At 64.6% G+C, this 9,701-nt stretch carries 7 protein-coding genes; 1 reads left to right on the top strand and 6 read right to left on the bottom strand.

Translation table 11 applies throughout. The features are described 5' to 3' along the window. Positions 1-194 precede the first annotated feature (194 nt). Together Q0K12_RS08900 and Q0K12_RS08895 are read right to left on the bottom strand one after the other, a co-directional pair. On the bottom strand, positions 195-887 hold the full coding sequence (locus Q0K12_RS08900) for a carbonic anhydrase (RefSeq protein WP_297262103.1): 693 nt from the start codon (positions 885-887) through the stop codon (positions 195-197). Positions 888-899: 12 nt separating this feature from the next. Next, positions 900-2,651 (bottom strand): methyl-accepting chemotaxis protein, encoded by a 1,752-nt coding sequence (locus Q0K12_RS08895; RefSeq protein ID WP_297262102.1) that lies wholly within the window; start codon positions 2,649-2,651, stop codon positions 900-902. 283 nt (positions 2,652-2,934) lie between these two features. On the opposite strand from Q0K12_RS08895, the gene Q0K12_RS08890 reads away from it, so the two are divergent. Further along, the gene (locus tag Q0K12_RS08890) at positions 2,935-4,320 is read left to right on the top strand and encodes a cytochrome c peroxidase (RefSeq protein WP_297262100.1); all 1,386 of its coding nucleotides are present in this window, start codon (positions 2,935-2,937) and stop codon (positions 4,318-4,320) included. A 159-nt stretch (positions 4,321-4,479) separates the two neighbouring features. On the opposite strand, the gene Q0K12_RS08885 is transcribed toward Q0K12_RS08890, so the two are convergent. The 4 genes from Q0K12_RS08885 to Q0K12_RS08870 form a co-directional block, all read right to left on the bottom strand. After that, positions 4,480-5,511: a chemotaxis protein gene (locus Q0K12_RS08885; RefSeq protein ID WP_297262098.1), complete on the bottom strand. Its 1,032-nt coding sequence runs from the start codon at positions 5,509-5,511 to the stop codon at positions 4,480-4,482. A 171-nt stretch (positions 5,512-5,682) separates the two neighbouring features. Beyond that, positions 5,683-6,531, bottom strand: coding sequence for a 4-hydroxy-3-methylbut-2-enyl diphosphate reductase (gene ispH, locus Q0K12_RS08880; protein WP_297262096.1), 849 nt, complete (start codon positions 6,529-6,531; stop codon positions 5,683-5,685). Between the two features lie 163 nt (positions 6,532-6,694). Further along, positions 6,695-7,702: a tRNA-dihydrouridine synthase family protein gene (locus Q0K12_RS08875; protein WP_297262094.1), complete on the bottom strand. Its 1,008-nt coding sequence runs from the start codon at positions 7,700-7,702 to the stop codon at positions 6,695-6,697. Further along, positions 7,699-9,483: a SulP family inorganic anion transporter gene (locus Q0K12_RS08870; RefSeq protein WP_297262093.1), complete on the bottom strand. Its 1,785-nt coding sequence runs from the start codon at positions 9,481-9,483 to the stop codon at positions 7,699-7,701. Before Q0K12_RS08870 ends, Q0K12_RS08875 begins: the two co-directional genes overlap by 4 nt. Positions 9,484-9,701: the final 218 nt, after the last annotated feature.

Here is a 9,701-nt window from a genome sequence, read left to right as displayed (position 1 = left end):
AGCGCGACCGAAAGGCGGCCGGAGGCCGTGCCCGTTAGGCGACGCAGGAGTCTTACGGGCATCGACAGCAGAGCGCGACCGAAAGGCGGCCGGAGGCCGTGCCCGTTAGGCGACGCAGGAGTCTTACGGGCATCGACAGCAGAGCGCGGGGTTCCCCTTCCCCTCAAACAGACAGCAAATAGTGCCAAAAGCCTCTAGCCGCCTTCCACCAGGCGGCGCAGATGGGGGCCGAGGCCGGAAAGATCCCGGTGCAGCCCGTGCTCATGCAGGGATTCAAAGCGCTCTGCGTCAGGAAAATAGGCCAGCAGATCGCCCACTTCCATGTCGAAGTACCAGGCGTGCAGGGAGAGCCTGTGCTCGGCCACCCGCCGCTGTATCCAGGGATAGGAGAGCAGGTTCTCTACGGAGAGCAGGACGGCGGCCTCCTCGCAGTTCCGGCGATGGGCGGCGGCGTCCCGGTTGTCGCCGTCGTCCATGCGTTCCAGCGCGGGGCGGGCGATGGCGACCCAGTGCGCCACATGGCTGTCCGGGGGCGTGGATTCGGGATGCATGAGCGCATGGATGCCGCCGCAGCAGGAGTGCCCCAGCACGATGACGTGTTCCACTTTAAGGTGGCGCACGCCGTACTCCAGCACGGCCAGCACCGCGTCGCCGCGGCCTGCTTCCGTAGCGTGGGGCACCAGGTTGGCCACATTGCGCACGACGAAGATGTCGCCGGGGTCGCAGCCCATGAGCAGGGCGGGGTCAGCCCGCGAGTCGCTGCAGGCGATGACCAGCGCCTTGGGATGCTGCCCGTCGCGCAGGGCGGCGTAATAGTCCACCTCCGCATCGTAGTAAAAGCTGCGGAAGTTCTTGAAGCCGTTAATGAACTTGTGGAAGTCCTGCATGACGGGAAAGCCCTAGCGCTTGAGGCGGTCGATGAGTTGCTTGAGGGAAGCGGCCATGCCCACAAGGGCCCGGACCTGCTCGCCCGCGGTCTCCATGGCGGCAAAGTTCCTGTCGGCGATCTCGCGCACCTGCCGCATGCCGTCGGACACCGTCACCACGATGCCGTGCTGCTGCTGGGCCGCCGCCGATATCTGTGAGGCGTTGCCTTCGTTGTGACTGGCGGCCTCCACGATCTCCTGCAGGGCGGTCCCCGAGCGGCGCGCCAGATCGTCCGCCTCTTCCACGGCCGAGCGGGCATCCTGCATGAAGCTCACGCAGGAATGGATGGCCGACTGGATCTCGCTGATCTTGTCGCCTACGGAAGAGGTGGCCACGACGGTCTTTTCGGCCAGCTTGCGCACTTCGTCCGCCACCACGGCAAAGCCGCGTCCGGCCTCGCCGGCGCGGGCGGCCTCGATGGCCGCATTGAGGGCGAGCAGATTGGTCTGATCCGCGATGTCCACGATGACGCTCATGATGTCCCCGATGCTGCCGGCGGTCTCGTCCAGCTGGCGGAGATCCTTGTCCTGCTTTTCGGCCATGACCAGGAGCCGGTTCATGGAGGCTTCGCAGCCCTGCACCACCTCCATGCCCCTGGTGGCGCTCTGGCGCGACTTGCCCGCATCCTCGGCGGTGAGGGCGGCATTCTGGACGATGTTTCCGGCGGCGGCGGCCAGCTGTTCCACATTGTCCATATTGCACTTCATCTGGTGGTTCTGATCGACGCTGCCGGTATTGACGGCCTCGACCTGCTCGGCAAGGCTCTGCGTGCTTCTGGCCAGATCCGCCGCGATGTCGTCGGCCTTGGCCGCGATGGCGGTCATCTCCTTGAGCAGGCCGCTGATACGTCCTTCCTTCTCCTCGGCCGCGCGCAGGGCCTGCTCGGCACGGGCGGCATGGGCCAGGGCTTCTCGCGAGGTCTTTTCATTTTCTGCCAGCTTCTGCTTGAGGCTGTCCAGCAGCGAGCCGAGCGCCTGGGAGAGCTGTCCCGCCTCATCCCGGCGCGGCAGGCGCAGATCCACGTCAAGGTTGCCGTTCACCACTTCGCGCGAGCGTGCCACAAGCTGGCCCAGCGGCCGGCTGATGGAGCGGGCGAAGAGGATGCTCGCCACGGCAAGCATCAGCATGGCTATGCTCTGCATGACAACGAACAGCCATTGCGTGGAATGGCCCACATCCAGGTACTTTTGCGCATCCTGCCGGGAAGCCGCCAGCACGAGATTGCGGGTGGTCTCGAGATAGGCGAGCACGTCCGCCGACGAGCGTTCGGTCACGTCGAGGAAATAGGCTTCGGCTTCCTGCAGCTTGCCGGCGCGTACAAGCTCCTGGATGCGTATGGCGCTTTCATGCAGCGCCAGGTGGGGTTTTTCCAGCTCGGTGAAGTGCTGCACCGTTTCGGGCAGGAGCTGTTCCAGGCGTTTCCGGTCTCCAGAGTAGAACCACTGGCCGAAAGCACACTTGTGGCCGTCGGTCTGGATGGACGACATGTTGGCATTGGGACCGTCCAGCACAAGTTTGTGCAGGCGTTCGGTCCACTTGAGGTGGTCAACTTCGCGCAGCGTCAGGGTCAGAGCGAATTTTTGCTTGTCGATGGCCGTGTCGGCCAGGTGCATGATATTTTCGGAAGAGTACCATACCACCGCCGAAAACAGCAGCATGGCGAACAGCGAGCCGGTAAAACCCAGCGCCAGCTTCTTGTTGATGGAAAGGTTCGCCCAGAGCATCCGTCCTCCCTCCTGAACCGATTAAGATTTTTCCTTACTCCATACAGGCCGGTGAAGCAAGCCGCGTTCATTCGGGTGCTGGAACGGGAAATTTGTTTCTTTGTTCACAAATTGCTTGCTAATAATACCTTTTATTACTAAAAAACCAGGTCGTCAGTGATGACGTTGCCCTTACGGCGCAAACGACCGTTGGCGTTCCAGCCGGCAAAAGCGGTTTTGGCCGGCAAGACGGTAGCGGGCAAAAGCGGGAGGACGCCCCGCCTGCCCATACATGGAGGTTGGGATGAAGGATTGGAAGCGCGTGTTCCTGTGTTCCGTGACGGCGGCCGCGGCGTTGACCGCCACGGCCGTGCAAACGGCGTCTGCAGCGGACATCAAACCCCCCATGGCCAAGTTCAGCATGGTTTCCGATGTGGTCATGGAAAAATGCATGGCGTGTCACAGCCGCAATTTTGATCTGCCCTTTTATACCAGGATCCCGGGCATCCGGCAGATCATCGAGCAGGACTACCGGGACGGGCTGCGGGCCATGGATCTGAACGCGGAGCTGGTGGAGAACGACGCGGACAAGCCCGTCGGGGAAACGACGCTGGCCAAGATGGAATGGGTCATCAACAACAATACCATGCCGCCGGCCAAGTTCACCGTCGTCCACTGGAGCAGCCGTCTGACCGCGGAGGAAAAGAAGCTGATCCGCGACTGGGTGCGCACCACCAGGGCCGAGTTCTACGCCACCGGCACGGCGGCCCCGCGGCATGCCAACGAGCCCGTGCAGCCCATTCCGCAGTCTCTGCCCGTCAACGCCGCCAAGGTGGCGCTGGGGGAAAAGCTCTTCAACGACAAGCGTCTTTCGGCCGACGATACGCTGGCCTGTTCCGGCTGCCATGTCTACGACAAGGCCGGGACGGACAATTCCCGCTTCTCTGAAGGCATCCGCAAGCAGTTCGGCGACATCAACGCGCCGACCGTCTTCAATGCCGCCTTCAACCGCTGGCAGTTCTGGGACGGCCGCGCCGCCGATCTGCAGGAGCAGGCTGGCGGCCCGCCCATGAACCCCATCGAAATGGGCTCCAAGAACTGGGAGGAGATCATCGCCAAGCTCGAGAAGGACCAGGCGCTCACCGCCGAGTTCCGTGCCGTGTATGCTGACGGCTGGACCGGCAAGAACATCACTGATGCCATCGCCGAGTACGAAAAGACCCTGATCACGCCCAACAGCCGCTTCGACAAGTGGCTCATGGGTGACGAGGGCGCCCTGAGCAAGGACGAAGTGAAGGGCTACGAGCTCTTCAAGCTCTACCGCTGCGCGAGCTGCCATGTGGGCAAGGGTCTGGGCGGTCGGTCCTTTGAATACATGGACCTCAAGGCGGATTACTTTGCCGATCGCGGCAATCCGCTGGGTTCGGACAAGGGCCGCATCGGCGCCACCAACAAGGAAGAGGACCTGCACCGCTTCAAGGTGCCCAACCTCCGCAACGTGGAGCTGACGCATCCCTACATGCATGACGGCACGGTGACCACCCTTGACGAAAGCGTGGCCATCATGGGCAAGTACCTCTCCGGCATCCCGGTTTCCGATGCCGACAGGAAGCTGATCGTGGCCTTCCTGCGGACGCTCACCGGCGAATACCAGGGTAAGCCGCTGACCGGCAAGGCCGTGGAACGCTAGTCCGGCGACCGACGGGACACGCTATTTGACGGGAGGGGCGGCTGCCCCTCCCTTTTTTGTATGAAGAAAACCTCCCGCCTGGCGGGAGGTTTCCTTCATACAAAAAAGCCTCTCCCGCAGGCAGGCGGGAGAGGCGATCGGTTCGCAGATGGCGGCAGGCTAGGCGCCGCTGGCCAGCTTTTCGGCCCGGGCGGCTTCCCGCGCCTGGATGAGCGCGGCGGCCCGCTTGGCGAGCTGGGTCACTTCCGGCTTGGAGATCTGTCCGTCCGCCCCGACGCTTTCCCCCTTGTGCCGCAGCTTGTCGGTAATGAGGGAGGAAAAGAGCAGAACCGGAAGATCCTTGAGCATGGGATCCTCCTTGATGCGCAGGGTCAGATTGAGCCCGTCCATGACCGGCATCTCGATATCCGAGACGACCACCTGCACAAAGTCGGTGATGGGGCGGTTCTCTTCCTCGGAAAGGCGCTTGAAGTTCATGAGCCGTTCCCAGGCCTCGCGCCCGTTGGTAGTGACCTCCACGACGAAGCCGGCCTTCTCCAGCAGGTCGCGTTGCATCTCGCGGACCAGGGCCGAGTCGTCGGCCACGAGGGCGCGGTAGCCGCGCGAGGCGTCCCAGTTGGCGCCCAGGTCATCCAGACGCAGTCCGAGCCGGGGATTGAGGTTGGCGACCACTTTTTCCAGGTCCAGCAGAAAGACGATCCGGCCCTCCAGCTTGACTACGCCGACAATGGTATTGCTGGAGACGGCTGCCACATATTTGTTCGGCTGCTCGACCTCTTCCCAGCTGATGCGGTGGATGCGGTTGACGCCGGAGACCATGAAGGCCGTGGTGACGTTGTTGAACTCCGTCACGATGGTCTTGGGTTCTTCGGTCGTCTGGGCGTGCTGTTTTTCCAGCCACATGGCCAGGTCCACAAGAGGGATGATGCGGGAGCGCAGGTTGAACGCCCCCAGCACGCTGGGGTGCTGGACTTCAGGCAGTTCCGTTACCTTGGGCATGCGGATGATTTCCAGCACCTTGGCCACGTTGACGCCATAATAGCCGCGATAGGTGCATGTGCCGTCAGGGTTTTCCGTCGTGGTCTGTCCTTCGGCGGGATCGCCGTTGGGCGGCGCCAGTTCATCAAGATAGAACTCGACGACTTCAAGTTCGTTGGTTCCCGCCTCGAGCAGAATATTGGTCTGAGCCATGCTGCCTCCATAAAATACGCCTGCGCCCATCACGGGGAAAGATCCCCGCCGTCGTCGTCCGCCCGGATCGAAGTCCCTTCCGGCTTCTTTCCGTCAGGAGACGGGTATGCAATCCGGCGCCTCACGCGGGGTCCGTTGCCTGCGGATGCGCGCGGCAGCCGGACGCTTCGCCTAGGGCAGTGCTTCCAGCCACGCTTGCGCCGCGTCAATAAGCTTTTTCGGCGTAGATGCGCCCGCCGTTAGGCCCACACGCGTTTTTTTTGAGAAATTCTCAGGAAGGAGCTCCGACGCTTCTTCTATATGGTAGGTAGTCTTGCCGCACTGGGCGGCAAGATCGGCCAGGCGGCGCGTATTGCCGCTCTGCCTGCCGCCGACGACGACCATCACGTCCACCGTGCGCGCTATCTCCAGGGCCTCTTCCTGCCGTTCCCGCGTGGCGTCGCAGATGGTGGAGAGCACCGTCAGCCGTTCGAGCTTTTCGCGCAGTCCCTGCTCGATGGCGGCGAAGACGCCGCGATCCTGCGTGGTCTGCGAAGCGAGCACATAGTTCCCGGAAGGCCCAATCGGCAGGGCGTCCAGTTCCTCCTGATTGCCGAAGACATGGGCCGTGGCGTGCGCGTAGGACAAGAGTCCCTGCACCTCGGGGTGTTCCGCTTCGCCGAAGAGCAGGAGCGTCGCGCCATTCTCCGTGGCGTTGCGTATGGCGAGCTGGGCCTTCTTCACCTTGGGACAGGTGGCGTCCTGCACATGCGCCCCCGACGTCCGCACGGCCTCTTCCACCTGACGGGTGATGCCGTGGGCGCGGATGAGCACGCAGTCCTGCGGGCCGAGTTCCGCGGGCGACGCGGCGCAGAAGACGCCTCGCGCCTCATAGTCGGCCAGGACCTGCGGATTGTGGATGATGGGGCCGAGGGTGCAGATGCGCCGGCCATCGGCATGCTCGATGGCGGAGTCCAGCTTTTGCAGGGCCAGGCTCACCCCCATGCAGAACCCGGCCGTTTTGGCGCGTAGAATTTCCATGACGTCTCCTTGGCGGGATCGGACGGAGCGCCGCCGGGCCCGGAAAAGGTGGAAGGAAGGTCGGCCCGGCGGGACACGCCGGATACGCCCCGCCCTTTATAGTCCGCATGGCGGAAGAGTTCAACCGGACGCGGCCTGCGGCCTGCCTGCGCGCGGCAAACGCTCACTGCGGCAGGAACTCCTCCAGGATGTCCTGCAGCGCTTCCCAGTCCGTGCACTGGCAGAGAGCATGGCGCAGGGCACGCGCCCCGGGCAGATGCTTCACGTAGCGGGGCACGACGCTGCGCATCTTCCAGAGCACGGCGTCATCGGAGCAGTGGCGGCGGGACAGGCTGATGTGCCGGTCGATGACGGCACGCAGGCGCCGCGGCGTGACCGGCGGGACGGGCTCTCCCCGCTGGAGCGCCAGATGGGCGGCAAAGATGGTGGGATCATGCAGCGCGCCGCGCGCGTACATGACGCCGCTCACCCCCGTGGCGGTCTGGACGCGCAGACCGTCCTCGGCGCTGAAGAGGTCGCCGCTGGCCAGCAGGGGAATGGAGAGCTGCGGCGCAAGTTCGGCAAGAGCCTCGTGGCGGGCTTCGCCGCCAAAGCCCTGCCGGGCGGTGCGCGGGTGCAGGGTCAGCCAGCCGGCCCCGGCATCCTGCAGGCGCAGGGCCAGCTCCCGCCAGACCTGACGGCCGTCGTCCAGTCCCAGGCGCAGCTTGAAGCCCACATGGCCCGGCTCCGCGGCGGCGATCATGGCGCGGGCGACGTCGAGGGCGTTCTCCACATCGCCGAGCATGGCCGCGCCGGCCTTCTGCTTGAGCACCTTGGGCACGGAACAGCCCATGTTCAGGTCGAACCAGCCGTAACCGGCCTCGCGCAGCAGGCCCACGGCCTGGCCCAGAAAGCTGGCCTCGGCGCCGAAAAGCTGCACCACCAGCGGCTGATCCTCGGGCAGGCTCGCCAGCAGCTCGGCGGTGCCGGGACTATGGTAGACAAGCCCCTTGGCGCTGACCATCTCCGTCACGCAGACCGCCGCGCCGTATTCGCGGCAGAGCAGGCGGAAGGGCAGGTCGCTGTAGCCTGCCAGCGGCGCGAGCCACGGCGCGTCAGGGCCGAAGACCGGGGGATGCTCCGCGGCGGCGGACGGACAGGGCGGCAAGGGGCGGGCGGGGTGTCGGTTCATTTGTTTCTGCTCTTGTGGTGCTGATGCGGATGATGGACATGCCGGCTCTGCTTGCGCTTGGAAGGCGGCAGCTTGGGCAGATGCAGGCGTTCGTCGCTTTGCAGACGGTGGAAGGTGCGGAAGCCGAGCTTGAGGCCGTCGGCAAAGGTGGGGGCCACGAAGCCCTTGCCCAGATAGCTCAGCATGCCCGTCCGCTTGAGGATGTCGTGGACGCTGCGGCTGCCGACCACGAGGATGACCGGGATGTGCCGCTCGTGGCAGCGTTCCACGAACTGCTCCAGAGAATGCGTGCCCGCGGCGTCCAGCCAGAAGACGCGGGCCAGATGCAGGACGATGACCCGCACCGGCGTATCCGTCTCTTCATAGATGCGGCGTTCCAGCTCGTTGATGGCCCCGAAGAAGAGCGTGCCCTCGATGATGTAGACGGCGATCTCGTCCGGCAGCGGTTCCGGGGCGTGCTGCATCATGGGATCATGGCGCGAAAGCCGGAAAACGCGTGGATGGGCCAGCTTGAAGATGAACAGGATGAGCGAGAGCAGCACGCCCAGCAGGATGGCCTGCTCCAGCGCCAGCAGCAGGGTGGCGGCAAAGGTGACCAGCAAGACGGTGCGGTCGATGCGCGTGGCCTTGAAGCAGAGCCGCAGGCCGGGCACATCCACCATCCGCACGCAGACGGTCAGCAGCACGCCGCCCAGAGCGGAAAGCGGCAGCCAGCTCATGAAGGGCGCGATGAGCCAGAGCATGGGCAGGGCCAGCAGGCCGGAAAGCACGGTGGCCATGCGCGTGCGTGCGCCGGAGGTCACCACCAGCGCGCTGCGGCTGAAGGAACCGCAGCCCACGATGCTCGACGTGCAGGCCGCCGCCATGTTGCCGAGCCCCTGCCCGATGAGTTCCTGACTGCCGTCGAAGCGGTCGCCTTTGAGGCCGGCCAGCTGCTTGCCGGTGGAAAGGGAGGTGACCGCGCCCATGAGCGCCAGCGCCAGGGCAGGCATGAAAAGATCCCTATAGATGGTGACGTCCAGCGGCAGGCGGGAGATGGGCGGGATGACCGAAGGGATGGTCCCCACCAGGGCCACGCCCTTGTTCCCGGCGTCGATGAGCCAGGAAAAGACGCCCGCTCCCACCAGGGCCAGCAAGGTGGCGGGCAGGCGGCGGGAGATGCGCCGGCAGAGTTCCACGAGGAAGATGCTCAGGGCGGCGATGCCCACGCACCAGATGTTTACCTGATCGATCCGCTGGATGGCGGACCAGACCGGCAGGAAAAAGCCGCTGGAGTGGCTGTCCGGCAGGCCGAGCACGGTTTCGATCTGGCTGGAGGCGATGAGCAGGGCCGTACCCGTGGCAAAGGCCTGCATGACGGACTGGGAGATGAAGTTGGCCAGATCGCCCAGCCGGGCCAGCCCCATGGCCACCTGGATCATGCCGCAGAGCAGGGTGATGGTGAAGACGCAGGTCATTTGATAGGAGGGCGGCAGGCCGGCGATGGCGACGCCGCCCACCGTGGCCGAGCCGATGGTGGAGAGCAGGACGATGGACGTGGCGTTGGTGGGCCCGGCGGCAAGGAAGCGGCAGGAACCCCAGAGCGCCGCCACCACCACCGGCAGCATGCAGGCGTAGATGCCGTATTGCGGATGCACGCCGGCCATGAGCGCATAGGCCATGGCCTGCGGTACGGCCACCGGCGTGACCGTCAGGGCCGCCACGAGATCGGCGCGAAAGTCGGCGGTCTGATAGCGTTTCAGTTCTTTCCAGAAGGGCAGTAGGGTGTCGATATATTTCATGAGGGTCAAGCCCGGAGCGCCATGCTCCCGAAAAAAGGAAAGAAGAGGGCGCTTGGCCCGGTATCCGTCCCTGCCGCACGACAGCCCGGAACGACGGCCCGGCTGCGGTCGGTGCGCTTGTGCCGAAAGGGACATACGCAAAAGCCGCGGGAATCTCAAGGGTGGAGTCGATAGAGCGTTTCACCTTTTTCAAAGGTGAAACGCTCTAGGCTCAGGAC

The organism is uncultured Desulfovibrio sp., assembly GCF_944324525.1.
Lineage (GTDB): Bacteria > Desulfobacterota > Desulfovibrionia > Desulfovibrionales > Desulfovibrionaceae > Desulfovibrio.
This window is presented reverse-complemented; position numbering and strand designations above follow the sequence as displayed.

What these genes read in the sequence shown, in the direction of transcription:
- Q0K12_RS08890 (WP_297262100.1), top strand. Translation starts at nt 2,935, where the DNA reads ATGAAGGATTGGAAGCGCGTGTTCCTGTGTTCCGTGACGGCGGCCGCG.
- ispH (WP_297262096.1), bottom strand. Translation starts at nt 6,531, where the DNA reads ATGGAAATTCTACGCGCCAAAACGGCCGGGTTCTGCATGGGGGTGAGC.
- Q0K12_RS08885 (WP_297262098.1), bottom strand. Translation starts at nt 5,511, where the DNA reads ATGGCTCAGACCAATATTCTGCTCGAGGCGGGAACCAACGAACTTGAA.
- Q0K12_RS08875 (WP_297262094.1), bottom strand. Translation starts at nt 7,702, where the DNA reads ATGAACCGACACCCCGCCCGCCCCTTGCCGCCCTGTCCGTCCGCCGCC.
- Q0K12_RS08900 (WP_297262103.1), bottom strand. Translation starts at nt 887, where the DNA reads ATGCAGGACTTCCACAAGTTCATTAACGGCTTCAAGAACTTCCGCAGC.
- Q0K12_RS08870 (WP_297262093.1), bottom strand. Translation starts at nt 9,483, where the DNA reads ATGAAATATATCGACACCCTACTGCCCTTCTGGAAAGAACTGAAACGC.
- Q0K12_RS08895 (WP_297262102.1), bottom strand. Translation starts at nt 2,651, where the DNA reads ATGCTCTGGGCGAACCTTTCCATCAACAAGAAGCTGGCGCTGGGTTTT.